Below are 25,697 nucleotides of genomic sequence, written 5' to 3'. Positions count from 1 at the left end.
AGGAGGCATCCATGAAGGCCGCGGCCGCGCTGGTGAAGGACATTCGCGAGGAGCTCCGTAGCATCGACGATCAGCTGAGGGCCCACCCTTATCCGGACGCCCTCGAGCGGGGCGAGGTCACGCTCGAGGGGCTGAAGGCCTTTCCGGGCCACCAGCACCACGTGGCGCTCAGCGATCTGCGCTCGATGGCGATGATGCTCCAGCGCTTCGCGGACACGCCCTGGCGCGATTTCTGGAGCGGCGTCCTCCAGGGCGAGCTGGCGGCGCCCGGCGGGATCGCCGCCATGGGCCAGAAGCTCGGCATGACCAGGGACGACCTGGATCGCTACGAGGTCACCCCGGAGGGGTTCGCCTACGCCACCCAGATGGCCTGGGCGGCGGCCAACGCCTCCGCGGCCGAGATCGCGTGCGCCCTGCTGATCAACTTCCCTGCCTGGGGGTTCAATTGCGGGAGGATGGGCAAGGCGCTCCGCGAGCGGTACGGCTTCGGCCCGGAGCACACCGCCTTCCTGGACGCGTTCGCGGCCCTGCCGTCGTTCGAGGACACCGCGGTGGCGATCGTGCAGGACGGGCTGGACCGCGGCGTGGAGCCCCGGGCGATCCGCCGCACGACGAGGCTCTTCCAGGCCTATGAGAAGCAGTTCTGGGACGCGATGATGACGCTCGGAGCGCAGCGGGCGCGCGGCTGACGTCGGCCTCAGGGCGCGCGGCCGGCGCCGGGTCGCCCCCCGGACCCCGGCCGCTCACCCCGGAGCCGGCGCAGGAGCACCTCCGCCGGCTCGTAGTCCCGGCCCCCCGCCCGGGCCAGCTCCGCCTCGGTGGGGACGAGCTCACCGGAGAACGCCCGGGCGAGGATCGTCTGCGGCAGCCTGTCGGCGCGGGCGGCGGCGGCGGCCACGCGCTCCTCGATCGCGCTGGCGAGCGCGAACAGCGCCTGCGCGCGACGGACGATCTCCGCCTGCTCCTCCGTCGGCGGCACCGGAGCAGGGATGCCGTTGAGCGCCGCCTGCGTGAGCTTCGGCTGCGCGGAGCCGGTCACGTGGTGCTGGAGATCCAGCGAGTTCAGGAGCATCTCGAGGTACCCGAGCAGCACGCCGGCCTTCGGCTGGACGACATGAGCGTGGTTGTTCACCCAGAACCTCCCGCGCGCGGGGAAGGCCACCGCGGTGCTCCTGGACAGGAGGTTCGCCCCGTCCTCGGCGATGAGCAGGTAGTCTCCATCGAACAGGTATCCATCGATCGAGTCGATGATCCCCGACGCGCCGTAATACGGATACGGACCCCGGCGCCCCTCTCGAACCGTGGAGCTCAGGGGGACGCGCCGGCCATCGTGGTTGTCGACCAGGGCGCCGAACGGGCAGAGCGCCCACGACGCCGGCAGGCGCGTCGCGCCGCCGTCGCCGACCGGCCCGGGCGCCGCGGGCGACGCGCGCAGCAGGGCCTCCGCCAGCCCGGCGGCCGACGGAGCGGCGCCCGACGCGCGGAGGTCCTCGGTCAGCCGCCCCGAGCACGCCGACGCCAGCACGGCCTGGCGGAGCCGCCGGACGATGAGCGACGCCCTCGCCAGCCGGGCCTTCGCCGCGCTCACCTCGGCGAGCAGGGCCTCGACCTTCGCGACGATGCGGCGCTGCTCGGGGAGGGGAGGCAGCGCGAAGGGGCGCTCGAGCGTCTCGCGCACCTTCACGAACGGCTGCGCAGAGCCGCCCTTCACCCAGAAAGCCTCGTTGTTGAGGTGGAGGAACAGGTAGTCGAGCTCGATGGCCCCGAGGTCCGGCCAGACCACGTGGGTGTTCGCGATCGCCGACCACCGCCCGCGGGCCCGGAACGCCTTCCCGCACCGCGTCCCCACCGCCGAGACCACGAGCGCCTCGCCCTCGTGCTCCCAGCCGTCGCACCACACGTCGGGGCCGGACGCGCTGAACCCCTGGTAGAGCCCGGGCCGCCCCTCGGCGTGGAGCTTCCCCTTGATGAGCTTCGAGCTCCCGCTCCGGTGCGCGCAGATCGACGCGAGCGTCGTCTCGGCCCATCCCTCGGGCAGGTACCCGCTCACCCCCCCGCCGCCTTCGCCCCGCCCTCGAGCAGCGCGAGCACGCGGCCCAGCGCGGCGACCGCCTCCTCCAGCTCCTGGATCGCGTCGGTCGCCAGCTCCTCGGGCTCGGGCAGCTCGCCGGCGTCGTCGGGCGACTCCTCCCTGAGCCATTTGAACCCGTCGAGCTTGAACTCCCGCTCCTCGACCTCGCGGCGCTCGAGGCTCCGGAAGCGGCCCTCCCGGGAGCTCTCCGCCTCGCGCCGCGCCCGCCCGTCGGGGTCATCGCCGTAGCACCGCTCGAACTCGGCGAAGTGCGCCGGCGAGAGCGGCCGGCTCTTCTTGGTGATCGAGGGGACGCCCGTGCGCGCGTCGTAGATCCAGACCCTCTCCGTCGGGCGGCCCTTCGTGAAGAAGACGACGTTGGCCTTCACGCCCGGGCTGTACGGCGTGAACGTGCCGCGCGGCAGGCGGAGCACCGTGTGCAGGTCGCAGCCCTCGGCGAGGATCTCGAACACCTCTCCCGCCTGGTCGGCGAACAGGCAGCTGTCCGGCAGGACCATCGCCGCGCGGCCGCCCGGCCTGAGGATCGTCAGCACGTGCTGGATGAAGTTGAGCTGCTTGTTCGCCGTCGCGATCGCGAAGTCCTCGCGGCCCGGCGTCTCGTGCGCCCCCTTCGTGCCGAACGGCGGGTTCGTCAGGACCACGTCGAACCGCTCGCGGGGCGCCGGCGCGTCGAGCGAGTCGCCGAGGGCGATCCGCGGCTCGATCCCGTGGAGGTACAGGTTCATGAGGGCGAGCCGGCGGGGCCGCGCGACGAGCTCGTGGCCGAAGAACGCCTCGGCCTTGACCCGCCCCGCCGTCTCCCGATCGAGCGCCCCGCGCGCCTCGGCCTCGAGCCACTCCCAGGCGGCGACGAGGAACCCCCCGGTGCCGCACGCCGGATCGCAGACGGCGAAGCCCGGCTTGCCCCGCGGATCCGGCCGCATGCACCGCACGATCGACTGGATCAGCGCGCGCGGGGTGAAGTACTGCCCCGCGCCCTTCTTGCCCTCGGCGGCGGCCTTCTCCAAGAGGCCCTCGTACGCCGCGGCCTTGATGTCCACGCCGAGGCGCGTCCACTCGACCTCGTCGATGAGGTCGACGAGCCTCCTGAGGCTCGCGGGGCTCTTGAAGCGCGGCTGCGAGCCCGCGTAGATCTCCCCGAGGACGCCGGGCGCCTCGTCGAGGGCCCGGAGGACCTCGGCGTAGCGGTCGAGCAGCGCTTGCCCGCTCCACGCGCGCAGCGCGGGCCAGGAGCAGTCCATCGCCTCGGAGCCCGGGCGTGGCGCGCTGCGCTCGACGCGCGACAGATCGAGGCCGCGCTCGGCGGCCATCTTCAGGAAGAGCAGGTACGTGATCTGCTCGATGTAGTCCCCGTAGTCGATGCCGTCGTGGCGGAGCGTGTGGCAGAACCCCCAGAGCTTTCCAACAACGTCGGTCATTCGGCGATGGCTTCGGTCAGGTCGTGGCGGAGGCACGTCGGCGCGCGGCGCGGGAAGCGCCGCCTCGATGGCGGAGCCGCCTTACCACGGCCAGGTCCCCACGGCGGCCGCTGCGCTCCTTCACGGCGCCGGGACGCGCCGCCGCCGATGTACTAGGCTCCGGCCGTGCCGCGCGCCCCCACCTCGCTGCTCGCGCTCCTCCTGCCGCTCTCCGGCCTCGCCTGCGCGTCCTCCTCGCTCCCCGACCCGAAGGAGGCGGTGCAGGCCTACGCCGACGCGGCCGCGCGCGGCGACGCCGACGCCATCTATGGCATGCTGAGCGACCGGAGCCGCACGGCGATGTCGCGCGAGGAGGTGCGGCGGCGCGTGGCCGAGGCGCGCGCCGAGCTCGCCGAGCAGGCCAGGAGCGTCACGGCGCCCGGGGTCGTGGTCAAGACCCGCGCCCGCGTCCGCTATCCGGACGGCGAGATCGCGACGCTGGAGCTCGACGACCGCGAGCGCGCCTTCCGGATCTCGGCCGCCGACGCGCTGCCCGCGGGCGGCCGCACCCCCGAGCAGGCGCTCGAGCAGCTCCGCCGCGTCCTCGCGCGCCGCAGCTACGCCGGCCTGCTGCGGGTCCTGACGCCGGCGACGCGCAGCGCCATCGAGAGCGACCTCCGTTCGCTGGTCGAGGGGCTCGCCCAGCCCGAGGGCCTCGAGGTCAAGATTGCCGGCGACTCCGCGACGGTTCAGATCCCTGGTGGGCACGAGGTGAAGCTCCGGCGCGAGGCGGGCGTATGGCGGGTCGAGGACTTCGATTGAGGCGATGGATCGGGCCAGCTGGCCCCCTTGGGCCGCGCCGCCTCGGCGCCGCGGCGCTGGTGCTCGTCGCGACGCTGCTCCTCTCGGCGATCCCGCGCCCCGTGCGCGCCTTCGGCGAGGAGGGGGCGTGGAACCCGCGGCCGCTGCTCACGGGCAACGCGCGCTGGGAGGGCGTCCGCGCGAGCGCGCCGGCGCGTTGGTCGTTCGAGCTGGAGCGCCGGACGAGCGCGCCCGCGCGCCGCAACCCGACCACGGTGCGCGCCGATGACCCGGCGCTCCTCGCCGAGCCGTTCGCGCTCTGGGGTGGCGAGGGTGACATCCCGGCGCTCACCGAGCGCGAGGTCTTCGGCTTGCGCCGCTTCCTCGCGCTCGGCGGCGTCCTCCTCGTCGACGACTTCGCCCCGGGGAGCGGCGCGTTCGGCCGCGCCGCGCGGCGCGAGCTCGCGCGCGTCCTGCCGGAGGGCTCGCCCATCCCGATCGGCACCGAGAACGTCGTCTTCCGCTCGTTCTACCTGCTCCCTCGCGCGGTCGGCCGCGTCGAGGGGCCGCAGAAGCTCTCGGCGATCGTGCGCGGCGGCATGCCGCAGGTGATCTTCTCCGACCACGACCTCTCCGGCGCCCTGGCCCGCTCCGACGGCGGCGGCCCGAGCGTCGAGGTCACGCCCGGCGGCGAGGCGCAGCGCGAGCGCGCGTTCCGCCTCGCCGTGAACATCGCCATGTACGTGCTCTGCTCGAACTACAAGGACGACCAGGTCCACGCGCCGTTCCTGATGCGCCGCCGCGCCATCGACGACGCGCACCCCCGCTCCGCGCCCGCGCTCCCCGGGCCGCCCTGAGCCAGCGATGTCGGAGCGCCTCACCCCAGCGCCGAAGCTGATCTGGCAGGACGACCACTACACGGTGCTGCTCGACGCGACGCTGGGCATCGTCTGGAACGTGCGCAGCAGCAGGCCGTTCGCCTCGCTCGAGGAGCTCGAGGCCGTGAAGGGAGCGCTCTGTCACTGCCTGGATGGTCTCGGCCGCTCGCGGTATGCCCTCCTCGTCGACGTGCGCGCTGCTCCAGGCCGTAACGACCCCTCGTTCGAGGCCGCCATGAACCGCATCCGGCCGCGCTGGCTGCGTGGCTTTCGCAGGGTCGGCGTGCTCGTGCAGAGCGTCGTCGGCGCGATGCAGATCCAGCGCTATGCGAGGCAGGACGGCATCGAGCGGCTGATCACGAGCGACGAGCCCGCGCTCCTCCGGTACCTCACGGAACAGGGCTGAGCGGCGCTCAGCTGCGTTATCTCGAACCGTGCTTGTCCGGGGAGGACACGGTGTTTCGAGTCGCTCCGGGAGCGCGGCGCCGGCGAGGGGCGGTCATGTGCCCGGGACGCGGACGCCAGGGCGCGCGCGGGCGAGGAATGTTCCGTGATGGCGCTGGCCTCGTCGAACGCTGCCTGGCGATATCGCGCGACCGTCGCGCTCATGGACATTCGAGCTCATCAGCACAGGGGTGACCAGGGCCCGCTCTTCGTGTGTGCAAAGGCCCCGTGGGGACGGCGACGCTCGTCAGCCCCGCCCTCGGCCGATCCGCTGGAGCCAGCGCTGCCCGCGTGATACCATGGACATCCCGGCGATCGGTGTCGCACGGGACCTTGCTACGAATGGGTAGGGCACGGCGCCCCGAAGAAGAAGGAGTGCGGGATGGATCTCAGGGCATGCTGCGCGGCGCTCTGCGCAGGGATGGTGGGTCTCATGGGGTGCGGCGGGGACTCGGGCACAAACGGGAGCAACGGCTCGCCGGGCGGCCCGGGCGCGGGCGGCGCGGGGGCCGGCCAGGGGCAGGGGGGTGACCCTTTCGGCGGCGGGGGTGACCCCTTCGGCAACGGCTCCAACGGCTCCAACGGCGCGAACGGCGGCTCGGGGGGCGGCACGAACAAGTCGGGTTGCGAGCACGTCGATGTCGTGTTCGCGGTCGACAACTCCTCGAGCATGGAAGAGGAAAAGGAGTCGATGCGCGAGGTCGTGTTTCCGGCGTTCGCGCAGGCGCTGCTCGATATCAGCGGAATCAAAGATTTCCGCGCGGCCGTGCTGGACGCCTGCCCCAGCCCCGCGAATTTCCACACGCGCGGCGCCGCGGGCGAGTGCTCGTTCCAGAGCGGAAAGCCGTGGATGGAGAGCACGAGCACCGACCTCACGGGCGAGTTCCAGTGCGCCGGGGATATCTACTCGGGCGATGTCCAGTGCAGCGGTGACAGCGACGACGAGCAGCCCGCGTCCTCCGTCGCCACCGCGCTGGAGCCGCCGTTCGCGACCGGCGAAAACGCGGGGTTCCTCCGCGACGAGGCGCTGCTCGTCGTGGTGGCGATCACCGACGAGGACGAGCAGCCGGTCCCGTCCCAACAGATGCGAGCGATCCACGACCGGCTCGTCGCCACGAAGGGCGAGGCAAAGAACGTCGTGTTCCTCGGCATCGCCGGGAGGAGCGATTGCGAGGGTGCTTATGGCAGCGCGGATGAAGCCGAGGACATGCAGCAGCTCGTGGACACGTTCGCCGCCGACAACCGTGGCTTCTTCTGGGATCTGTGCGAGGGGCGCCTCGAGGACGGCCTCACGAACGCCCTCACGGCGATCGAGGAGGCGTGCACGGAGTTCGTGCCAGTCGTGAATTGACGAAGGGCGGCTCTGCTGCCGCCGCGCGCCGCGAGGCGCGCGGCAGGTCGGGCCTGCGGGATCGACACGAGGGTGAGCGCGGCAGAGCCTCGCCTTGTCCGAGCGCGATTTACCTTGCTTCTCTGACATGAGACGACGCGCCGTGCGGGCTCGCTCCGGGTCCGTCGGCGGCAAGAACCCGGGTGACGCGGCGCTCACCTCGCGCGTCAGGAACCCCTGGCGGGGTCTCTTCCATGCGAGCTACCGCCGGGCGCGTTGCGGAGCGCGTGGGCGATGCCGCTCTGCAAGGTGCTCAGCGTCGTGATGCCGGAGAGGTCCACGCCGAGCGTGACGAGCGTCTGCGCCACCTCCGGGCGGACGCCCGTGAGCACCACGCGCGTGCCGAGCAGCTGGGCGGCGCGCGCGGTCCGCGTCAGCGCATCGGCGACGAGCGTGTCGACGGCGCGCACGCCGGTGATGTCCAGGATCGCGGTGTGGGCGCTCTGGCTGCTGATACCGGCCAGCAACGTTTCCATGATCAGCTCCGCGCGCGCGCTGTCGATCGCCCCGACCAGCGGCATGGCCACGACCTTGTCGGCGAGCGGGATGAGGGGCGTGGACAGCTCCCGGAGCGCGGCCTGCTGCGAGGCGATGATCTTCTCCTGGAGCGCGGACCGATCGGCCTCCGCGCGCTTCAGGGATGTGATCTCGGTCACGATCCCTCCCATGCCGATGGGCTCGCCGCGCTCGTCGTGGATCGGGAATTTGACCGTGAAGAAATAAAGTTGAGAGTCGCCGACCGGCAGGACCTCTTCGAATTGCATGACCTGTCCGCCTGCGATCACCTCTCGCTCTCTGGCCATGAGCATCTCGGCGACGCCGGGGGCCAGGGGGCTTAGCTCGGCCTCATCGCTGCCGATGAGCTCGATGACGTGCCGCTGCATCGCCTGCGCATGAGCGCGGTTGGCGAAGACGTAGCGTCCCGCGATGTCCTTGATGAAGATCTGGCTGCGCGCGTTGTCCACCAGCTGCAGGAGCAGCTGATAACGCCCGTGCACCGTACGATCTCTCCGCCGCGGGTCGCTGGCTTCATCGATGATCGATGCGATCTCGAGCACGTCGCCCCGGTCGTCGTGCAGCACGGCATAGGTCCACTGGCAGAGGAGCGCGCGGCCCTCCTTCGTCGTGGCCTCGCTCGTCGCGGTGGCGAACCGGCTCTCCATCCGGGGAAAATTGAACGACCGCACCGCCTCCGGCGACACGGGCTCTGCAGCCACGAGGTCGGCGAGCCTGCGGCCGACGGCCTCGCCCGCCCGCCATCCGAAGATGCGCTCGGCGCTGTCGCTCCAGCGCGTCACCGTGCCGTCCGGGCGCCAGTGGATCAGCGCCGGCACCGCCGTGGGCAGCCACTCGGGCACACCGTGAGCGCCCGAGCGGAGCGCCGCGCCATCCGCGGCCCACAGCGCCGCGCCGTCGAGGCTGCCTCGCGACGCCGCGCCCTCGAGCGCGTCTGGCAGCGCCGCGCCATCGGGCGCGCTCCTCAGCGCCGCGCGGTCCGGCTCCGGCGTGCGGCCATCGGACCGCTCCGCCAGCGCCTTCTCCAGCACCTCGATGCGAGCGCGCAGCGCCGCATTCTCTGCCCTGAGTCGCCCTGTTTCCGTCTCCCCCAGATCTTCGCGCACCATTCGCCAGATAACAGAGCGTACTTGCAGCGTGCTTGGCATTTCAAGGTTGCCGACAGCTTGTCCAAGGTTGCCTGGCAGGTCACAGAGGGGGCGCTGAGCGGCGATACCCGGCGCTGATGTGCCGAGCGCCAGGCTGGGACACCCCGCCCCGATGTACTAGGCTCCGCCCGTGCCGCGCGTCATCGACCCGCTGCTCGCCCCGCCGCTCTCCCGCGCCGGCGCGGCCAGCGGGCCCTCCTCTTCACCGTCGTTCTCTCCCGCTCCTGCGCTCCTGGAGCGGCCGTGACCCGGAGCCTCGCGCCCTCGGGCGACCTCTCCTCGCCGGTCGTCGCCGTCGCCTGCGTCGTCGCTGCGCTGAGCCTCGGGTTGCTCGTGCTCGAGCTCTTCCGGGCGCGCGGCCGCGCCGCCGCGGGATCGAGCGGTGCGCCTGCGCGCGCGGCGCTCGGCACGATCCTCACCGGCGCGCTCGCCGTGCTCGGCCTGCTCGCCGCCATCCTCCGCCCGGTCGCGGTCACGTCGCGCGGGAGCCTCGTGGGACCGAAGGTCGTGGTGCTGGTCGACGGCTCCCGGTCGATGGATCTGCCGGGGCTCGCCGGGACCCGCCGCGAGGCCGCCGACCGGGCGCTCGCCGAGCTCGGCAAGCGCGCCGACGTGCGGCTCTCGCGCTACGTGTTCGGCGAGGGCGCGCCGGTGCCGGCGGAGCCGGCCGGCGCAACCGCGGCGGCGGGCGAGGGCGCCGGCGCGACGCCCGCGCCGGGCGGGAGCGCCGCCGCCCCGGCTGCGCCGGCCGGCTCCGCCGCGGCGCCCGCAGAGCGCGGCGACGCACGCGCGCAGGCCTCCGCTGGCGCGGCTGCGCCCGTCGTGTCCGCCCGGCCGCATCGCCGCTCGGACCTCAGCGCCGCGCTCGAGGCGCTCGCCCGCGCCGCCGACGAGCGCCCGTCGGCGTTCGTCGTCGTCTCGGATGGTCGCCTCGACCGCCCCGGCCCGGAGGACACCGCCGCGGCGACGCGGGCCGCGCTCGAGGGGCTCGACGTCCCGGTGCACACGGTCGCCGTCGCGACCGAGGCCGTGCGCGACGCCGGCGTGCGCGCGGTCCGGACCTCCGGCGCCGCGGTCGCCCACCAGCCGCTCTCGCTCCGCATCGACATCGGCTGCAGCGGCGGCCTCGCGTGCGACGCGGTCCCGGTCGTGGCCCGCGAGCTGCGCGAGCAGGGCGCGCCGACGACGCTCGCGACGGGCACGGCGCACGTCGACGCGGGCGGCGTCGGCACGGTCGAGCTCGGCGTGACGCTCGATCGCGCCGGCACGCGCATCCTGGAGGTGGCGATCCAGTCGCCCCAGGGCGACGAGCTCCCCGAGAACGACGTCCGGTACATCACGCTCGACGTCGCGCGCGATCGCATCCGGGTGCTCCACGTCGCGGGCCGGCCGACGTACGACGTGCGCGCGCTCCGGATGTGGCTCAAGGCCGACGCCTCGGTCGACGTCGTGGCGTTCTTCATCCTGCGCACGCCGGGCGACGAGGTGAACGCGGCGTCCGACGAGCTCGCGCTGATCCCTTTCCCCGTGGACGAGCTCTTCAGCGTGCACCTGTCGAGCTTCGACGCGGTCGTCCTGCAGGACTTCGACGCCGCTCCGTACGGCCTGACCAAGCACCTCCCGGCGCTGGCCCAGTACGTCGACAAGGGCGGCGGGCTCATCATGGTCGGCGGCCCGAACGCCTTCGTGCAGGGCAACTACGCGCGCACGCGGCTCGCCCGCGTGCTGCCGGTGGACCTCGACATCGGCCGCGCGCCCACGGTGGACCTCGGCGCCTTCGTGCCGCGCATCACCGCCGCGGGCCGCGCGGCGCCGGTGCTCGCGCCGCTGCTCGCGCTGATCGGCGACGAGATGCCGGAGATGCCGGGCACCAACGTGGTCGGCGATCCGCTCCCCGGGGCGACGGTGCTGATGACACACCCGACGCGCACGACGGCCTCGGGCGCGCCGATGCCGGTGCTCTCGCTGGGCGAGCACGAGAGCGGCCGGACGATCGCGCTGACGCTCGACGGCAGCCACCGCCTGCTCTTCAGCGCGTTCGCCTCGAGCTCCGCGGGCCGCGCGCACGGCGCGTTCTGGGACGCCCTGCTCGGCTGGCTCATGCGCGACCCCCGCTTCGAGCCCGCCGCGATCGAGCCGCGCGGCGGCTGCCTCGCGGGCGAGGAGACGACGCTCGTGCTGCGCCCGCTCGCGGGGCAGGGGGGCGAGGCCAGGGTGACCATCGCGCGCCTCGGCAGCGGCGCGGTGGTGCGCACGCTGAAGGCCCGCGTCGGCGACGGCGGCGAGCCGGTCGAGCTCGCGGCCGGCCGCTTCGAGCCCGGCGGGTACGCGGCCACGGTGGAGATCGTCCCGGCGGACGCCGCCAGCGCCGTCGCCGCCGTCGCCGCCGGCGACCGCGGCGGCGATCAGAAGCGGGCGACGACGCGGCGCGATTTCGCGTGCGAGCGCGGCGGCGACGAGTGGGCCGATCCGCGCCCCGACGTCGCCCGCCTCGAGGAGATCGCCCGCGCGACGGGCGGCGCGTCGGTGCTGCCGCCGGGCGCCGGCTCGCTGCCGCTCCCGGCGGCGACGCAGGTGGCGGCCGAGCGCCACGTCGCGCCGCTCCTGCCCCCGTGGGCATGGACGCTCGCGGCGGCCGTGGCGCTCGGCGCGCACTGGATCGTGCGCCGGCGCGGAGGGCTCGCGTGAGGTGGTGGGCCATCGCCCGCCCGGGCCGCGCCTAGGCTGCTCCGGGCTGCTCGTCTCGGCTCAAGGGAGCCACGGCTTCTCCAGCGGATCGGCCTTGTCGCCGACCCAGACCCTCAGCACCGCGAAGTGCTCCGGGTTCCCGCTGAGGAGCGCGTGGTTCACGATGAGCAGCGTCTTCGCCGAGTCGTCGAACGCGACGTTGGCGGGTGAGTCGAGGGGTATCTCGTCGCAGTGGGAGCTCTCGATGCGCGACTCCTCGTCCCCGTCCTCGTCGAGCACCGAGATCGCGTTGGCCCCGGCGAGCGTGACATAGAGCTTCCCCGACCTGCCGAACGCGAACCCATCGGGCGCCTCACCGGCGGTGTAGTCGTGGACCAGCTCGAGGTCGGCCTCCTCAGGCTCGTGGACGAGGGGGATGCGGTAGATTGAGCCCAGGGTCGGATCCGAGAGGGAGAAGGTCACCGAGACGTAGACATACTCGCGCAACGGATCGAGCCGGATCCCGTTCACGCCGAACGGCTGGGGGCCACCCCCCGCGAACGCCGCGCTCTGAAACCAGATCTCCGGCGCGCCGCCTCCGGGCGGATAGCGGAAGATCGTCGCCTGGAGCGAGTCGGTCACGTAGGCATGGCCGCCGTCGTCGAAGACGATGTCGTTCGGGATCGGCGGCAAGTCGACGGGCGTCGGCGAGCACGCCTCTCCGGGCGCGGCCGCCGCGCACGCCGGCAGGTCCGGCAGCGGAGAACCGTAGCCCTCCTGGACATATCCATGTCCAGCCTTGGTGAAGCGCAGCAGCCCGAGCTGCGTGCTGAGCGCGTAGACGCGGCCCTCGCCGTCGATCGCGATGCAGCTCAGCGCATGCTCGGCGTCCAGCGCCTCGCCCGCCACCGTGATCGTGCTCTTCAGGACCTTGCTGTCCCTGTCGTACACGAAGATCTTCGACGGGCCCCGGCCCGCAGTGCCGAACGTCGCCGGGCCAGACACGTAGACCCGATTGCCATGGACAGCGATCCCCTCGGGGAACCCGGGATCCGCGGGGGTTCTGGCGAAGGTCTTGATCTCGCCGTGCCAGCCCCCCTCTGCCCGAGCCGGAGCCGCGATCAGCAGCGAGACGGCGGAGAGAAGCACCACGGCGCCATGGACAAGCCACTTTCCGCTGGAGCGCGATAGTTTTGACAGCACAGAATACGACATTGATCCCTCCTGTGTCCGTGAGCCACGGACCGGGGTTGTCGGAATGAACGGTATCCGGAAGCCAGGATGTACTTGTATGGCCTCGTCAAGCCGAAGAGGCGTTCATGATGACAGCAGTATATGCAGATGCGCCAATCGGCTGTCGAGCCAAATTTCCTTGGCTCATGGAACCCCGGCGAGGCGGGCGCGCGCGCCGTCGTCGCTCCGGACTTTGCTCCTGAACGTCGCTCCTGATTTCATGTGCAATTCTGCTTGGTTGCGCAGTTGCGTCCCTGTCGGCTCGCGCGCTGGTGCGCTTGTCGACGTACATGATGGCGCGTTGGTGGCGTAACTATTGCTCGCCTGTTGACAGTCGCATGTCCGAGGCGCGTGTCGCCATGTCATCGATTGTCATTGAAGCGCGCGCGGAGCAGTGCCCTGTCGTCGCGCGCTCGGCGCGGCGCGCCGGCGCGCGAGCCCGCCAGATCACGCGCGCGCGTCGGGCGGGAGCAGCGGGAGCGCCGCCCCGAGCCTGGCCAGCTTGTCGGGATTGCGCATGATCCAGATCGCGTCGATTCCGGCGGGCGAGACGTCCAGGCCCAGCGCGGTCACGACCTGCGTCCCCTCGTAGACGAGGAGGGCGGGCCCGCCGTTGACCGACGCGATCCGGGTGACCGCGCCGATGCCCTTCCGCACAAGACCGATGAAGTAACGCGTGATGCGATCGCGGCCGCTCAGCACCCGGCGCGCCGAGCTGGCCTTGCCGCCCGAGTCGGGCGTCGCGCTCGCGCCCTCGGCGAGCATCGCGGCGAGCGCGCCGGCGTCGCCGCGCGCCGCCGCGTCGAGGAACGCCCCGAACAGTCGCCGTCGCTCGGCCTCGGTCGCGCGGAACCGTGGCTGGCGCGCGGCCACGTGCTCGCGCGCCCGGTGCACGAGCTGCCGGCAGGCGGCTGGCGAGCGGCCGAGCGCCGCGGCGATGGCGCCGAACTCCCAGTCGAACACGTCGCGCAGGATCAGCGCGGCCCGCTCGAGGGGCGACAGGCTCTCGAGCACCACGAGGAACGCCATCGAGATCGACTCCACCCTGTCCATGCGCGCGGCCGGGCTCTCGGCGGCGCCGTGCTCGCCCTGGTAGCCCGCCGCGGCCACCTCGCCGTCGAGCAGATCGCCCGTCGCCACGGGCTCGGGCAGCCACGGCCCGACGTACGCCTCGCGCCGCGCGCGCGCCGACTTCAGCACGTCGAGGCAGAGGCGCGTCACGATCGTCGCGAGGTACGCCCCCGGCGACTCGGGCGCCTCCTCGACGGACCGCGCGCGCAGATAGGCCTCCTGGACCACGTCCTCGGCCTCGGCGGCGCTGCCGAGCATCCGGTAGGCGAGGCCGAAGAGCGAGCGCCGGTGCGCCGTGAAGCACTCGGCGCTCACCCCCGCCGCGGCGCTCATGTCGAGGCACCGGACGGAAGCCACCCGCCGTCCGCGGGGGCGGCGGCGCTCCGCGGCCCCGGCGCCTGCCCGGGCCGTCCGTGGCGGCCGGGGAGGAGTCCCTGGGAGCGGATCGCCGCGACCGTGAAGCGGCAGACGAGCTCCTTCGCCCACGCGCCCACGCGGCCGGTGAGCACGCGCTCGAGCGGCCTGTCCCGGGGGTCGACGCGCTGGATGAGCCCGCGCCGCCGGCCGAGGCTGATGCACTGGATGACGAACGCGAAGCGAAACGGCGGCGGCGGCTCGTCGCCGGCGAGCGCGGCGACGAGGCTGTCCGCCGCGTACGCGGCCTGCGGCATCGCCGTGGCGCAGCCCATGCGCAGCGGCGCGCCGTCGGCGTCGAGGGCGGCCGCGGCGTCGCCGGCGCCCCAGATCTCCGGGTGCTCGGGCGCGCGCAGCCGCCGGTCGACGACGAGCCGCCCGCCGGCGACGGTGGCGAGCCCGGAGCTCCCGGCGAGCGCCGCCGGCCGGAAGCCCGCGGCGAGGACGACGATGTCGGCGGCCATGCGCTCGGCCGCGCCGGTCGCGGCCGCGCCGCCCGCCTCCGGCTCGACGATGAGGCCGCTCGCGTCGATCCGGGCCGCGCGCACGCCCTCGCGGGCCGCGACGCCGAGCTCGCGGAGCGCCTGGCCGACGTACGCGCGCCCGCGCTCGGAGAGGCCCTCGCCGACGCGCCCGCGGGTCGCGAGCGCGACGCGGAGCGCGGGGAACGCCTCGGCGATCTCCGCCGCGGCCTCGATCGCCGTGAGGCCGCCGCCGACGACGACAACGCCGCTGCCGGGCCGCGCCGCGCGCAGCCGCTCGTGCAGCGCGCGCGCGCTCGCGGCGTCCGCCACCGAGGCCGCGTGCTCACGGCCGCCGGGGACGATCTCCGGCGCGGCCGCGCTGCCGGGCGCGTACACGAGCGCGTCGTAGTCGAGCCGCCGCGCCGGCGCGGCCGCGCTCCCCGCCGCCGAGGAGACCGCCGCGGAGTGTCCCGGCGCCGCGGGCCTGTCGCCGACGAGCTCCACCTCGACCGCCCGCGCCGCTGCGTCGATCCTTCGGGCGTGGCCGACCACGAGCTCGATCCCCCGCGCCCCGAGCAGCCGCGCGAGCTCGATCCGGCGCGGCGCCTTGCCGGCGGCGAGCTCGTGCAGCCGGATCCGCTCCACGAAGAGCGGCGAGGGGTTCACCAGCGCGACCGAGACCGGCACGCGCCGGCGCGCCGCCTTGCCGGCGATCCGCAGCGCCGCCGCCACGCCCGCGTACCCGCCGCCGATCACCACGACCCGGGCACGACGCCCGGAGACCTTCGGCCCGCTCTGCTTCCTCTCGTCCATGAGTGCCTCCCGCCCCGCATTCCGGGGTTCGGCGACAGGACGAGAGGGCGGTCCCGGTTGTGACATGGGGTTCGCGAGGGGCGGCCGGGGCGATCCGACGTCGGCCAGGACGAGCGCCGCCGCCGTCGCGCCGCCGGCTCGCCCCGCGCGCTCCTGCGCCCAGCGTGTCACGGCCGGCGGCGCGGCGGGAAGCGCCACGCAGCCCGGAGCCCGCGCCTAGGGCCGCGCCGGCCAGGCGACGGGCGTCGGCACGGGCCGCGGCTCGAGCGTCCCGTCGCCCAGCTCGCCGTTCCTGTTGTCGCCCCAGCAGAGCATCTCGCCGGTGCGCTTCAACGCGCAGCTGTGGTCGCTGCCGAGGGCCAGCTCGACGACGTCGGTCAGCCCGAGCGCCTCCGGGGTGATCCCTGGATCCTGCGTGCCGTTACCGAGCTGCCCCTTCGCGTTGTCGCCCCAGAGGAGCACCTCGCCGCTCGCCAGCACCGCGCCGGAGTGCCGCGCGCCGAGCGAGAGCCGGAGCACGTCCACGAGCTCCGGGATCTCCCGGGGCGCCGCCTCGGTGTTCACGGTGCCTGTCCCGAGGCGGTACTGCTCTCCGAGGCCCCAGCAGGCGGCGACGCCGCGCTCGGGCGCGGCGCACGTGTGCAAGGAGCCCGCGGCCGTGAGCGCGACGCTCGTGAGCCCCCGGATGGCGAGCGGGACGCTCGACGGCTGGAAGCTGCCGGAGCCGAGCTGGCCGTACCGGTTGTGGCCCCAGCAGCTCATCGTGCGCTCGCCCATCCGCTCGATCATGCCCGCGCAGGTGTGCGAGAGGCCGGCGCTCACCGATTCCACGTCGTCCAGGACCACGGTGGGAACGAACATGTCGTTCTCGTCACCGTACCCGAGCTGGCCGAAGCTGCCCTCGCCCCAGCACCAGAGGTCGTGCGAGCTCGTCACCGCGCACGTGTGGGTCCCGCCCACGGCGACCTGGGTCGCGCCCGCGAGGTCCTTCGCGCGCACGGCGGTGGAGGAGTTGATCGCCTCGCCGTCGCCGAGCTGCCCGCTGTTGCCTGCGCCCCAGCACGCCACCGCGCCGTCCGTCAGCACCGCGCAGGTGTGCGTGCGCGCCGACGAGATGCTCGCCGCGACCGTGTCGGCGGGGCCGTCGAGGCCGACGACCTGCCGGGGGATCGGACGATCTTGCTGGAGCGTGCGGTCGCCGAGGTTGCCCCAGGTGTTCCTGCCCCAGCACCAGACCGTGCCGTCGCTGAGCACCGCGCACGTGTAATCCGTGCCGGCCGCGATGTGCCGGGGCACGACGCAGCTGCCCTGCACGCACTGGCCGCCGCACGGCGTGCCGCAGCCGCCGCAGTGCGCGGTGCTGGTGAGCAGATCCGCCTCGCAGCCGTTCTCGGGATCCCCGTCGCAGTCGCCGCGGCCCGCCTCGCACGCCGGCGGCTGGCAGGCGCCGTCGATGCAGCGGGGCGCGCCGCCGAAGGCAGAGCAGGCGACGTCGCACGCGCCGCAGTGCTCGATGTCCGTCCGCGGATCGACGCACGCCTCGCCGCACGCGAGCTCGCCGTCCGGGCACCCGCCGCCGCTCCCGCCGCCCCCGCCGCTCCCGCCGCCGGTGCTCGAGCTCGTCGTCATGTCCGGCGGGCGGGCCTCGAACTCCTCGCCGCACGCGCCGGAGGCGAGGGCGCCGGCGACGGCAACGAGCACGTACGCCGCCGCGAAGGGCAGCGAGGCGAGCGGGAGCCGGCTGGCCCGGGGTCGATGCGTGAAAGCCATGGAGGGCGCTTCTCCCTTGCGTTGTGGCGCGGCGGCGCCGTGGTCGCGCGACGGCGCGAGCCGCATTCTAGACGAATTCGCGCGCCGGGATCCCTCGCCCGCGCGCGCCGAGCGGTCTGCAGGGCGCGTCGATCAGAGCGCCGCGACGAGCAGGTCGTCGATCGTCGGCGCCTTCTGGAGCACGCCGAGGTCCACGAGCTGCTTCGCGAGCGTCTCCCAGCGCTCGCGCGTCATCGCGCCGAGGCCCTTCTCCTTCACCTCGGGGGTCTCGATGAGCGGCCGCTGCGCCTCCGCCGCGGCGACGAAGGTCTCCGCGTCCATCGAGGTGTTGAGCTTGGCCATGATCGCGTTGGCCCGGGTCGGATCGTGGAGGTAGGTGCGCCAGCCCTCCCGCGTGGCGCGGGCGAACGCGCGGACGCGCTCCGGGTTCTCCTTCCAGAGCGCCGCGCGCGTGATCACGACCACCACGTACGGGTTGAACCCCTCGCTGGCCACCAGGAACGTGGCGGGATCGCTCCCCTTGCGCCTGGCCGCGATCGGCTCGGCCGTGATGAAGCACTGCTGCGAGAAGTCCTTGTCGGCGACGAAGCGGGCGACGCCGCCGTCGTACGGCACGACCTTCACCTTGTCGAACCCGTACTTCTTCTTGAGGTACGCGGCGTAGGGCAGCCCCGGCTCGATGGCGAGCGTGCCCGACTTGAGGACGTCGGCGATGCCCTTCGCGCCGCGGCTCTCGTGGGTCATGATGGCCTGAGGCGAGGTCTGGAACACGGCGAGGAGGGGGAGCACGTCCGCCCCGCGGGCGCGGGCCGTGAGCACCTCGTCGGCGCCGGAGATGCCGAAATCGATCTGCCCGCCGGCCACCATCTGGACGACCGGCACGCCGGCGCCGCCGCCGAGGATCTCGACCTCGAGCCCCTCCTTCGCGAACGCGCCCGACTCGCGCGCCTCGTAGAACCCGCCGAACTCGGGCTCCGGGACCCAGTTGAGGGCGAGCTTCACCTTCGCGGCGGGCGCGGCGGGCGTGCCCTGCGCCGGCGCGGCGGGCGTGCCCTGGGCGGGCGCGGCGGGCGTACCCTGCGTGGAGGCGGCGGGCGCGCTTCCCGCAGGGGAGGTGGCCGAGGAGCGCCCGTCGCCCTCGGGCGACTGCGAGCGCGAGCAGGCCGGGGCGAGGACGGGGACGGCGACGAGCGAGGCGAGAGCCTGGAGGAACAGCCGGCGGCTGTCGGAGGAGTGCATCAGCGATTGATCTCCGAAGGATGCCAGCGCCGCAAGAGCCGCTTGCCGGCGAGGTCGACGGCGCCGAAGAGCGCGAGGCCGAGCCCGGAGGCGAGCAGCACGGCGGCGAAGAGCAGATCGGTGCGCAGCTGGCGGTAGGCGGAGAGGACGAGGATGCCGAGGCCGGCGGCGTCTTCCGAGAAGCCGGCGACGAACTCCCCGACGATCGCGCCGATGACGGCGAGGCCCGCCGCGATCCGGAGCCCGGTCACGATGTGGGGGAGCGCCGAGGGCAGCTCGAGCTTGCGGAGCGTGGCGAAGCGGCGGGCGCCGTAGAGCCGGAAGAGGTCGCGCAGCGCGGGCTCGACGGAGCGCAGCCCGGTGAGCGTGTTCGCGATGACCGGGAACACGGAGACGATGAACGCCGACACCGCGACCGCGCGCAGGCCGGGGCCGCACCAGAGCACGAGCAGCGGGGCGATGGCGACGATCGGGACGGTCTGCAGGAAGACCGTATAGGGGTAGAGCGCCCTCTCGAGCGGGCGCGACGAGGCGAGCGTGATCGCGGCGAGCACGCCGACCACGGCGCTGAGGCAGAAGCCGGCGAGCGCGGCCTTGGCCGTGGTGACGGCGCCGGCGAGCAGGGTGACGGCGTCTGCCGCGCCCGCGCGCGCGATGTCCGAGGGGGGCGGCAGCAGGTACGCGGGGATGCCGAGGGCGCGGGCGAGCACCTCCCAGAGCGCGAGCAGGAGCACGAGCGCGGCGAGCGGCGGCGCGACGACATGGAGCAGGGTGGGTCGCACGGCTTTGCCTCTCTAGCGCGAGGCCGCCGCGCCAGGAAGAGGGCGCGGCGCGAGAATCCCGGCCGAGGCGGGCGCGTGCGCCTCGGGCTCGCCGCCACGCCGGGAACGCGCGCCATCGCGCGCTCCTCGGCCCGTCACGCGCCGTGCTGTCCAGAGAGCCCGCCGCCGTGTCGCGACGGCGAGGGCGAGGCGACAGGCACGATGCGCCCGGTGAGCACGAGTCGCTCGTGCCGCGCGACACGGTGGTCTGCGACTCCAGCCCTCGTCACCGGCTTGCGCAACGAGCTCGTCGTCTGCCTGGAACGCCCGCGACGGCGGGCGGAGCGTGGAGCTGTGCGGGGAGGGGAGGCGCCGGGGGACGGCGCCTCACCGAGCGGTTACTTGCCCTTCTTGGCGGGCGCGGCCGGAGCAGGCGACGCCTTGGCTACCGCGGCTGCCTTCTTCTGGTTCTTCTCCGCCGTGTCCTGCTTCTTCTGTCGATCTTTGGCCTTCGGAGATTTGTCACCCATGGGAGCACCGCCTCGGTGGATGCGTTGGTAAAATCCACCTTGCGCGAGGCTAGCACCATCCTTCGCGGCGAAGTCACGAACTTTGTACTTCGTGGTGGACAGCATCTCGCGTCTCGCCCGCGGTCGCCCACCGACGGACACAGGCAGCGGGAGGCCGTCGCGTTTCTCGCTCGGCCGCTCGCCGGCGTCTGCCGGTGCGCGGCGCGCGACCGCCGGCGGGTGTCCACGGCGTGGACAGCGGCCGTCCACCGGCTGGGCGCGGGCGGGGCCGCGGCCCACGAGGAGCCTCGAAAACAAGGGGGTTCGATGCGGCACCGGGCTTGCTGAACAGGTCGACCGATGGCCCGGGAACAGCCGCGGTCTGCCGGCGTTCACCGACCCCAGAGGGAACCTGTCATGAGAGCCACGTACCGAAATGACGAGGACGTCGCCCGTTTACACATCGAGTCGCTGCTCGCGCGGCACCGCAGGCAGGTCGAGGCCCTCCCGGAGCACCTCCCTCGCCTGTACCGTCGTCGCGTCGCCCGGTCCCTCGCCGGCCAGGTCGCCCTCGGCGGCACGATCCCCGTCCTCGTGACCGCGGCCGCGCCGTACTTGCCCAGCGTCGGCGACCTCCGCCCCGGCGCCGTCACAGCCGCGCTCCTCGCCCCGTGCGCGGTCTCCGCGTGCGCATACCTCGCCGGCCTGCACCTCGCGGACGCCAGGCTCCGGCGCGCGCTCTCCCTCGAGGTCCAGCGGAGCGGCGACGTGCACGCAGACCGCGCGAGGCTCGAGGTCGCCGCGCCCGACGCGCGCGTGCGCAGCATGGTCGACGCAGAGGAGCGCCGCAGCGTCGCGCTCCCGCTCGCCGGCTTCGTGGTGCTCGCGCCGCTCCTGCTGCACCTCGTCGTCCACCGCCTCCTCGGCTGGTCCCTCACGTGGAGCGCGCTGTTCGACGGCTTCGACGGGTGGATCCGCCTCAGCGTGGCCATCGTGGGCCACGTGCACGCCGTCGCCGCGTACCTGGCCTTCCGCTACGCGCGGACGCTCCACCAGACGTCGACGCGCGACCTCGCCGACGATCCGCCGCCGGGCGCCCTCCGCGCGCTCGGCTACGCGGTGCTCGCGAGCGCGATCCCGGGCGTGGCCCTCTGGCTCCTCCCGACGCTCGTCGTCGCCCTGACGGGCGCCTTCGTCATGCCCGCGTTCGCCTTCGCCCGCGATCGCCTCCTCTTCGCCTTCGCCCGCGATCGCCTCCTCGAGGAGCGGCGACGGCTCGGGGCGTAGCGCTCGCTCCGCCGCGCGCGCTTGCCTGCATGGAGGGGCGGCGCTAGGAACGCCCGGCGTGTTCAAGGCCATCCTCTGGGACAACGATGGCGTCCTCGTCGACACCGAGGGGCTCTACTTCCAGGCGACGCGCGAGGTGATGGCGTCGGTCGGCGTCGAGCTGACCGTCGAGGACTACCGCCAGCTGTTCCTCGTCGAGGCGCGCGGCGCCTGGCACCTCGCCAGCGCTCGCGGGGTCGATGAAGCGGCGCTGCGGTCGCTGGCCGACCAGCGAGACCGCCGGTACCTCGAGCTGATCGCGCGCGGCGACACCCTGCTGCCGGGAGCGCGCGAGGTCGTCTCGGCGCTCGCCGCGCGCTTCCGCATGGCCATCGTCACGAGCAGCAAGCCCGAGCCGTTTCACCGAGCGCACGCGGTGACGGGCCTCCTCCAGTGGTTCGAGTTCGCGCTCACGCGCGAGCAGTACGCGCGCGCCAAGCCGGATCCCGAGCCGTACCTGGTCGCTCGCGAGCGGCTGGGGCTCGCCGCGCCGGAGGTCCTCGTCATCGAGGACTCCGAGCGCGGGCTCCGCTCGGCCAAGGCGGCGGGCCTGACGTGCTGGGTCGTCCCGTCGCCGCTCACCGCGCTGTCGGACTTCACCGGCGCGGACGAGAGGCTCGGCGCCCTGCACGAGGTGCTCGCCCGGCTGGAAGCGCCCCGGGCGTGACGTCGCCGCAGGCGCGCACGCGGAGGTAGCTCACAGAGCGCACCCCCGCGCACAACGACGTCGTCGCGTCGCCGCGCGACTTTTTACACCGCCCGGACGGGATGATGCAGGTGCGTATGGCGGCGCGCGGACGGTTCGTGGCACCTTCGGGCCCGTGGCTTCCGGTGGCGGCATCTCGTTCATCGAGCTCGTCGTCCTCGGTCTGTCTTCAGCCGCCGCGGCGCCGGCTCCGATCCCCATTCGCGTCGTTTTCGACGCCCCGCCCGACTGTTCCACGGCGGATGCGCTCTACGACGGCATCCGCGCCCGCACGGACCGCGTGCGTCTGGCGGAACAGGGAGAGGACGGCTGGGAGGTCCGCGTCCGGCTGACGCGCGCCGGGCCCAAGGTCCACGGCGAGCTGCGCGTGATCCACGAGCGCGGCGAGACCGACACCCGTACCGTCGATGGCAGCTCGTGCGATGTCGTGGTCCAGGCCCTCTCGCTCACCGCGGCGCTCGCGGTCGACGAGGTGGTCGAGGAGACCTCGGCGGCCCCGCCGCCGGTCGCGCCGCCGCCGAAGCCGCCGCCGAAGCCGCCGCCGCCGGCGCCGATCGCCCCGCGCCCGGTCGCGCCGTTTCGCCTCGAGCTCGGCGCCGAGGTCCTCTTGACCCAGGTCGTCACGCCCTATGTGAGCCTCGGCGGCGCGCTCGTCGCGCGCATGACCCAGCGCACCGGCAGCGCGCTGAGCCCTTCCTTCGGCCTGGCGCTGACCCACGCGCGGAACGACCTGCTGCAGGGCGCAGACCGAGCATCTGTCCAGTGGACAGCTGCCACGCTCTCCGCGTGCCCGCTGCGCTGGGACATCGCCGGCACCTTCAGCGCAGCTCCGTGCGTGACGGCGACCGGCGGCTGGCTCGCGGCGACGGGAGAAGGGATCGCGAGCCCGGAGTCCGCGGTGCGCTCGTGGTGGAGCCTCGGGGCCGCCGTGCGCGCCGCCGTGTCGCTCGGCGGGAGCACGGCGGTCGAGATCGGGGCGGGCGCCGATGTGCCGCTCGTGCGACGAAGCTTCACAATCGCATCTCCGGCGGAGACGGTCGGCGAGACGCCTGTGATCTCGCCGAGGGTCAGCGTCGGAATCATGCACAGCTTCTAGGCCGGGCTTTTGTGATCACTTCGACGATGACCGGGAATCATAGCGCATGGACGGCACCCCGAGACAGGGTCGCAAGCGCGCTAGCTCTCTCGACCCGCGGCACCCGCTCCGTTCCAGTTTTCAAGGGTTTTTTTCTCCTGAGGTCTCCTGTTTCCCGGTATCATGCTTCCCCTCGCGGTGAGCGGAAGCATGAGCGTCGGGGTGATGACGGCGGTTGCTTTGCCTGACATGGACCCGGCCAAGAGGGCGCCATCGACCGCGCGCGTGAGCGAGCGAGATGCACGCCTGCGGCGGATGGTCGACGCTCATCTGGACTTCATCGGCCGGGTGCTCCGCAACGCGGGGACCCCGGCCGCCGAGATTGACGATGCGGTGCAGCGCACTTTCATCGCCGCCGCCCAGCGGCTCGATGACGTCCGACCGGGCGCTGAGAAGAGTTTTCTGCTCCAGACGGCGCTGCACGTGGCCGCCCATGCGCGCCGCAGCGCGGCGCGCCGGCGAGAGGTCCCGGCGGCCGAGCCGCCGGAGGTCGTGGACGCTGCGACACCCGAGCAGCTCACGAGCCAGAAGCACGCCCGGCAGATGCTCGACCAGGTCCTCGATCAGATGGAGCCGGATCTACGGACGGTGTTCGTGCTGTACGAGTTCGAGGAGATGAGCATGGTGGAGATCGCCGGCGTGATCGGGATCCCACAGGGCACCGTGGCCTCGCGGCTGCGGAGGGCCAGGGCAGATTTTCGCGAGCGCGTCCGCGCGCTCGAGCTCGTCACGACGAGCGAGGTGAGACGATGACCGAACCACGTCGCCTGCTAGAAGAGAGCGACAGCCCGCTCGAGCGCGCGCTGCTGAGCGCCGGCGCGTCGTATTCCCCGTCCCAGGAGACGCGCGCCAAGACGCTGGCCGCCCTCGGCCTCGCCGGCGCGGCTGCGCTCTCGAGCGCCGCGGCGCCCGCGGCGCTCTCCGCGGCAGGGACGGCCGCTGCGTCCTCGTCGCTCGTGGCGAAGCTCGGCTGGACCAAGATCCTCGTCGCGCTCTCGACCGTCGGCGCGCTCGCCGGCATCCCGGCCGGCTACCTCGCCTGGCGCGGGTACCACCAGCCGCCGGCCTCCGAGCTCGGCCGCTTCGCCGGCTCCTTCCCGGGTCCGATCGCGAGGGCCATGCCGTCCCCGCCGCCGGCGTCCGTCGGGGCTGGCGCAGCGCCGGTCGAGGCTGGCGCGGAGGAGGCCGCCGCCCCGACGCCGGCGCGCAGCCACAGCGTCGGCACGGCCGCGAAGGTGTCCGCGGAGAAGGCCGCTCTCCAGGCGGAGCTCGAGACCCTCGACGCGGCGCGCGCGACGCTCTCGAGCGGCAACGCTCAGGGCGCGCTCTCGCTCCTGGACGCGTACACACGGGAGCACCCGCGCGGCCGGCTGAGGCTCGAGGCCGAGGTCCTGCGGATTGACGCGCTCGCGAAGAGCGGCCGGACCGACGCCGCAGCGCAGCGCGCCGAGGCATTTCTTCGCCGGCACCCGAACAGCGTGCTTGCATCCCGGGTCCGCCGCTATGTAAACGATTAAGCTCCGGGTCATGCGCTGCCCCGCTCTCCTCCGCTCGCTCCTCGGAATGTCCCGCATCGCGTGTGCGATTGGGGTGCTCTGCGCGCTGCCGGCGTGCGGAACGACGGTGGACTGGCTCGGCGACGACCGGCCGAACAGCGACGATCTCAACCCGCTGAGCGGCCCGGAGACGTATCCCAACCCGCTCCGCGACGTGCTCGGCAAGACGGACGAGGAGATCGCGACGAAGATCGAGGAGCGCTTCAATCAGCTCTTCTACGGCGATCCCTGGAACGAGGCGATCTACTACCCGGCCGGCACCGAGCAGTCCTACGTGTGGGACGTCCTGCACAGCGACGTGCGCACCGAGGGCATGGGCTTCGCGATGATCATCACGGTCCAGCTGGACAAGCGTGATGAGTTCGATCGCCTCTGGCGGTACGCCAAGGACGTGCTCGAGCACGAGTCCGGGCCCAACCGGGGTTACCTCCAGTCGGTGTGCGACAGCCCGGCGGCCCCGTCGGGCAAGGTGTTTTGTATCGACCCCTTCGGCCAGCAGCAGGCCGCGATGGCGCTGCTGTTCGCTCACGGGCGCTGGGGGAGCCGCAGCGGGAGCATCGATTACGGGTCGGACGCGCTCGCCCTGCTCGAGGTGATGCGGCACAAGGAGGAGGAGAACGGGGGCGTCGTCTCCGGCGTGACCAACACCTTCGACGCGGAGACGAAGCTCGTCTTCGACGTCCCGCACGTCGCGGCGGCGGACACCACCCGCCCCTCCATCGAGATGCCCGCGTATTACGAGCTCTGGGCGCAGGCCACGGGGGACCCGTTCTGGTCCGAGGCCGCGGCGAGCGCGCGCGCGTACTGGCAGCAGGTCGCGCACCCGCGCACCGGGCTCATGCCGGTGCGCGCCCGCTTCGACGGCACGCCGGTGCCCGGCTCGGACTACTTCGGGTCGGAGGCCTACCGCACGCCGCTGAACATGGCGCTCGACCACGTCTGGTTCGGCGTCGATGCGTGGCAGGTGGAGGAGGCGGACCGGCTGCTGGCGTTCTTCTCGGAGCAGGGCATCGACAAGTACGGCGGGGCGTACGCGCTCGACGGCGCGCCGCCCGATCCGCCGGTGCCGTACAACCGGGAGGCGGCGCTCATCCTCATGAACGGCGTCACGGGCCTGGTCGCGGAGACCGAGGATCGCGCCGCGTACATCGAGGCGGCGTGGACGCTGGAGCCGACGACCGGGATGCCGCGCTACTACGCGGGGCTGCTGCACCTCCTCTCGCTGCTGACGCTGAGCGGGCAGTTCCGCGTGTACTGACGCGCGCTGGGCGCCTGCGTCGGGCTGGCCCGGCGCGGAGCGCCGAGGGCGACCTGCTGGACGTGGACATCGCGGGTCTCCCTGGCGGAGAGCCGCCGCCTTCACGATC

The 25,697-nt window shown here is 73.4% G+C and carries 22 protein-coding genes; 12 read left to right on the top strand and 10 right to left on the bottom strand.

Annotated elements, in window-relative coordinates; genetic code table 11:
• The first annotated feature begins 11 nt into the window (after positions 1 to 11).
• Complete coding sequence (locus tag WME89_RS35805) at positions 12 to 689, top strand: hypothetical protein (RefSeq protein WP_437619103.1); 678 nt, start codon at positions 12 to 14, stop codon at positions 687 to 689.
• A gap of 8 nt (positions 690 to 697) precedes the next feature.
• On the opposite strand, the gene WME89_RS35800 is transcribed toward WME89_RS35805, so the two are convergent.
• A complete protein-coding gene (locus tag WME89_RS35800; RefSeq protein WP_438004131.1) occupies positions 698 to 2,050 on the bottom strand; it encodes a restriction endonuclease subunit S in 1,353 nt (450 codons plus the stop codon).
• Positions 2,047 to 3,510: an N-6 DNA methylase gene (locus WME89_RS35795; protein WP_438004130.1), complete on the bottom strand. Its 1,464-nt coding sequence runs from the start codon at positions 3,508 to 3,510 to the stop codon at positions 2,047 to 2,049. Before WME89_RS35795 ends, WME89_RS35800 begins: the two co-directional genes overlap by 4 nt.
• A gap of 165 nt (positions 3,511 to 3,675) precedes the next feature.
• Between WME89_RS35795 and WME89_RS35790 the strand changes: the two genes are divergently transcribed.
• The 4 genes from WME89_RS35790 to WME89_RS35775 all read left to right on the top strand — a co-directional run bounded on the left by WME89_RS35790 (position 3,676) and on the right by WME89_RS35775 (position 6,963).
• Positions 3,676 to 4,311, top strand: a complete 636-nt coding sequence (locus WME89_RS35790; protein WP_437619100.1) for a hypothetical protein — start codon at positions 3,676 to 3,678, stop codon at positions 4,309 to 4,311.
• Entirely contained in the window at positions 4,308 to 5,147 is an 840-nt protein-coding gene (locus WME89_RS35785; RefSeq protein ID WP_438004129.1) for a DUF4159 domain-containing protein, read from the top strand. The genes WME89_RS35790 and WME89_RS35785 overlap by 4 nt, the downstream gene beginning before the upstream one ends.
• Positions 5,148 to 5,154: 7 nt before the next feature.
• Positions 5,155 to 5,574, top strand: coding sequence for a hypothetical protein (locus WME89_RS35780; RefSeq protein WP_438004128.1), 420 nt, complete (start codon positions 5,155 to 5,157; stop codon positions 5,572 to 5,574).
• A 420-nt stretch (positions 5,575 to 5,994) separates the two neighbouring features.
• On the top strand, positions 5,995 to 6,963 hold the full coding sequence (locus WME89_RS35775; RefSeq protein WP_438004127.1) for a hypothetical protein: 969 nt from the start codon (positions 5,995 to 5,997) through the stop codon (positions 6,961 to 6,963).
• Positions 6,964 to 7,169: 206 nt separating this feature from the next.
• Here WME89_RS35775 and WME89_RS35770 read toward each other — a convergent pair whose 3' ends face one another.
• The gene (locus tag WME89_RS35770) at positions 7,170 to 8,627 is read right to left on the bottom strand and encodes a PAS domain-containing protein (RefSeq protein WP_438004126.1); all 1,458 of its coding nucleotides are present in this window, start codon (positions 8,625 to 8,627) and stop codon (positions 7,170 to 7,172) included.
• 282 nt (positions 8,628 to 8,909) lie between these two features.
• On the opposite strand from WME89_RS35770, the gene WME89_RS35765 reads away from it, so the two are divergent.
• On the top strand, positions 8,910 to 11,354 hold the full coding sequence (locus WME89_RS35765) for a glutamine amidotransferase (RefSeq protein ID WP_438004125.1): 2,445 nt from the start codon (positions 8,910 to 8,912) through the stop codon (positions 11,352 to 11,354).
• A gap of 60 nt (positions 11,355 to 11,414) precedes the next feature.
• Here WME89_RS35765 and WME89_RS35760 read toward each other — a convergent pair whose 3' ends face one another.
• From WME89_RS35760 to WME89_RS35730, 7 genes are all read right to left on the bottom strand, one after another.
• Positions 11,415 to 12,485 carry an SMP-30/gluconolactonase/LRE family protein gene (locus WME89_RS35760; RefSeq protein WP_438004124.1) on the bottom strand — a complete coding sequence of 357 codons (1,071 nt, stop codon included), beginning with the start codon at positions 12,483 to 12,485 and terminating at the stop codon, positions 11,415 to 11,417.
• Between the two features lie 528 nt (positions 12,486 to 13,013).
• Positions 13,014 to 13,970: an RNA polymerase sigma factor SigJ gene (gene sigJ / locus WME89_RS35755; protein WP_438004123.1), complete on the bottom strand. Its 957-nt coding sequence runs from the start codon at positions 13,968 to 13,970 to the stop codon at positions 13,014 to 13,016.
• The gene (locus WME89_RS35750; protein WP_438004122.1) at positions 13,967 to 15,328 is read right to left on the bottom strand and encodes an FAD-dependent oxidoreductase; all 1,362 of its coding nucleotides are present in this window, start codon (positions 15,326 to 15,328) and stop codon (positions 13,967 to 13,969) included. The genes sigJ and WME89_RS35750 overlap by 4 nt, the downstream gene beginning before the upstream one ends.
• 216 nt (positions 15,329 to 15,544) lie before the next feature.
• Positions 15,545 to 17,098: a hypothetical protein gene (locus WME89_RS35745; RefSeq protein ID WP_438004121.1), complete on the bottom strand. Its 1,554-nt coding sequence runs from the start codon at positions 17,096 to 17,098 to the stop codon at positions 15,545 to 15,547.
• 132 nt (positions 17,099 to 17,230) lie between these two features.
• Entirely contained in the window at positions 17,231 to 18,337 is a 1,107-nt protein-coding gene (locus tag WME89_RS35740; RefSeq protein WP_438004120.1) for an ABC transporter substrate-binding protein, read from the bottom strand.
• Positions 18,337 to 19,119 (bottom strand): ABC transporter permease, encoded by a 783-nt coding sequence (locus WME89_RS35735; RefSeq protein ID WP_438004119.1) that lies wholly within the window; start codon positions 19,117 to 19,119, stop codon positions 18,337 to 18,339. Before WME89_RS35735 ends, WME89_RS35740 begins: the two co-directional genes overlap by 1 nt.
• A gap of 377 nt (positions 19,120 to 19,496) precedes the next feature.
• Positions 19,497 to 19,628, bottom strand: coding sequence for a hypothetical protein (locus WME89_RS35730; RefSeq protein WP_437303328.1), 132 nt, complete (start codon positions 19,626 to 19,628; stop codon positions 19,497 to 19,499).
• Positions 19,629 to 20,024: 396 nt separating this feature from the next.
• Between WME89_RS35730 and WME89_RS35725 the strand changes: the two genes are divergently transcribed.
• The 6 genes from WME89_RS35725 to WME89_RS35700 all read left to right on the top strand — a co-directional run bounded on the left by WME89_RS35725 (position 20,025) and on the right by WME89_RS35700 (position 25,588).
• The gene (locus tag WME89_RS35725; RefSeq protein ID WP_438004118.1) at positions 20,025 to 20,894 is read left to right on the top strand and encodes a hypothetical protein; all 870 of its coding nucleotides are present in this window, start codon (positions 20,025 to 20,027) and stop codon (positions 20,892 to 20,894) included.
• Between the two features lie 58 nt (positions 20,895 to 20,952).
• On the top strand, positions 20,953 to 21,600 hold the full coding sequence (locus tag WME89_RS35720; protein WP_438004117.1) for an HAD family hydrolase: 648 nt from the start codon (positions 20,953 to 20,955) through the stop codon (positions 21,598 to 21,600).
• A gap of 154 nt (positions 21,601 to 21,754) precedes the next feature.
• Positions 21,755 to 22,735 (top strand): hypothetical protein, encoded by a 981-nt coding sequence (locus WME89_RS35715; protein ID WP_438004116.1) that lies wholly within the window; start codon positions 21,755 to 21,757, stop codon positions 22,733 to 22,735.
• Positions 22,736 to 23,029: 294 nt separating this feature from the next.
• Positions 23,030 to 23,527 (top strand): RNA polymerase sigma factor, encoded by a 498-nt coding sequence (locus WME89_RS35710; protein ID WP_437303325.1) that lies wholly within the window; start codon positions 23,030 to 23,032, stop codon positions 23,525 to 23,527.
• A complete protein-coding gene (locus tag WME89_RS35705; protein ID WP_438004115.1) occupies positions 23,524 to 24,291 on the top strand; it encodes a hypothetical protein in 768 nt (255 codons plus the stop codon). Before WME89_RS35710 ends, WME89_RS35705 begins: the two co-directional genes overlap by 4 nt.
• A 10-nt stretch (positions 24,292 to 24,301) precedes the next feature.
• Complete coding sequence (locus tag WME89_RS35700) at positions 24,302 to 25,588, top strand: glycosyl hydrolase family 8 (protein ID WP_438004114.1); 1,287 nt, start codon at positions 24,302 to 24,304, stop codon at positions 25,586 to 25,588.
• The last annotated feature ends 109 nt before the right edge of the window (positions 25,589 to 25,697 follow it).

Origin of the sequence: Sorangium sp. So ce321 (genome assembly GCF_051530195.1) — a bacterium.
Taxonomy (GTDB): Bacteria; Myxococcota_A; Polyangia; order Polyangiales; family Polyangiaceae; genus Sorangium.
Note: the sequence above shows the minus strand (reverse complement) of the source record. Positions and strands in the feature narration are given on the sequence as shown.

What these genes read in the sequence shown, in the direction of transcription:
- WME89_RS35805 (WP_437619103.1), top strand. Translation starts at nt 12, where the DNA reads ATGAAGGCCGCGGCCGCGCTGGTGAAGGACATTCGCGAGGAGCTCCGT.
- WME89_RS35795 (WP_438004130.1), bottom strand. Translation starts at nt 3,510, where the DNA reads ATGACCGACGTTGTTGGAAAGCTCTGGGGGTTCTGCCACACGCTCCGC.
- WME89_RS35780 (WP_438004128.1), top strand. Translation starts at nt 5,155, where the DNA reads ATGTCGGAGCGCCTCACCCCAGCGCCGAAGCTGATCTGGCAGGACGAC.
- WME89_RS35775 (WP_438004127.1), top strand. Translation starts at nt 5,995, where the DNA reads ATGGATCTCAGGGCATGCTGCGCGGCGCTCTGCGCAGGGATGGTGGGT.
- WME89_RS35770 (WP_438004126.1), bottom strand. Translation starts at nt 8,627, where the DNA reads ATGGTGCGCGAAGATCTGGGGGAGACGGAAACAGGGCGACTCAGGGCA.
- sigJ (WP_438004123.1), bottom strand. Translation starts at nt 13,970, where the DNA reads ATGAGCGCCGCGGCGGGGGTGAGCGCCGAGTGCTTCACGGCGCACCGG.
- WME89_RS35750 (WP_438004122.1), bottom strand. Translation starts at nt 15,328, where the DNA reads ATGGACGAGAGGAAGCAGAGCGGGCCGAAGGTCTCCGGGCGTCGTGCC.
- WME89_RS35745 (WP_438004121.1), bottom strand. Translation starts at nt 17,098, where the DNA reads ATGGCTTTCACGCATCGACCCCGGGCCAGCCGGCTCCCGCTCGCCTCG.
- WME89_RS35740 (WP_438004120.1), bottom strand. Translation starts at nt 18,337, where the DNA reads ATGCACTCCTCCGACAGCCGCCGGCTGTTCCTCCAGGCTCTCGCCTCG.
- WME89_RS35730 (WP_437303328.1), bottom strand. Translation starts at nt 19,628, where the DNA reads ATGGGTGACAAATCTCCGAAGGCCAAAGATCGACAGAAGAAGCAGGAC.
- WME89_RS35725 (WP_438004118.1), top strand. Translation starts at nt 20,025, where the DNA reads ATGAGAGCCACGTACCGAAATGACGAGGACGTCGCCCGTTTACACATC.
- WME89_RS35710 (WP_437303325.1), top strand. Translation starts at nt 23,030, where the DNA reads ATGGTCGACGCTCATCTGGACTTCATCGGCCGGGTGCTCCGCAACGCG.
- WME89_RS35705 (WP_438004115.1), top strand. Translation starts at nt 23,524, where the DNA reads ATGACCGAACCACGTCGCCTGCTAGAAGAGAGCGACAGCCCGCTCGAG.
- WME89_RS35700 (WP_438004114.1), top strand. Translation starts at nt 24,302, where the DNA reads ATGCGCTGCCCCGCTCTCCTCCGCTCGCTCCTCGGAATGTCCCGCATC.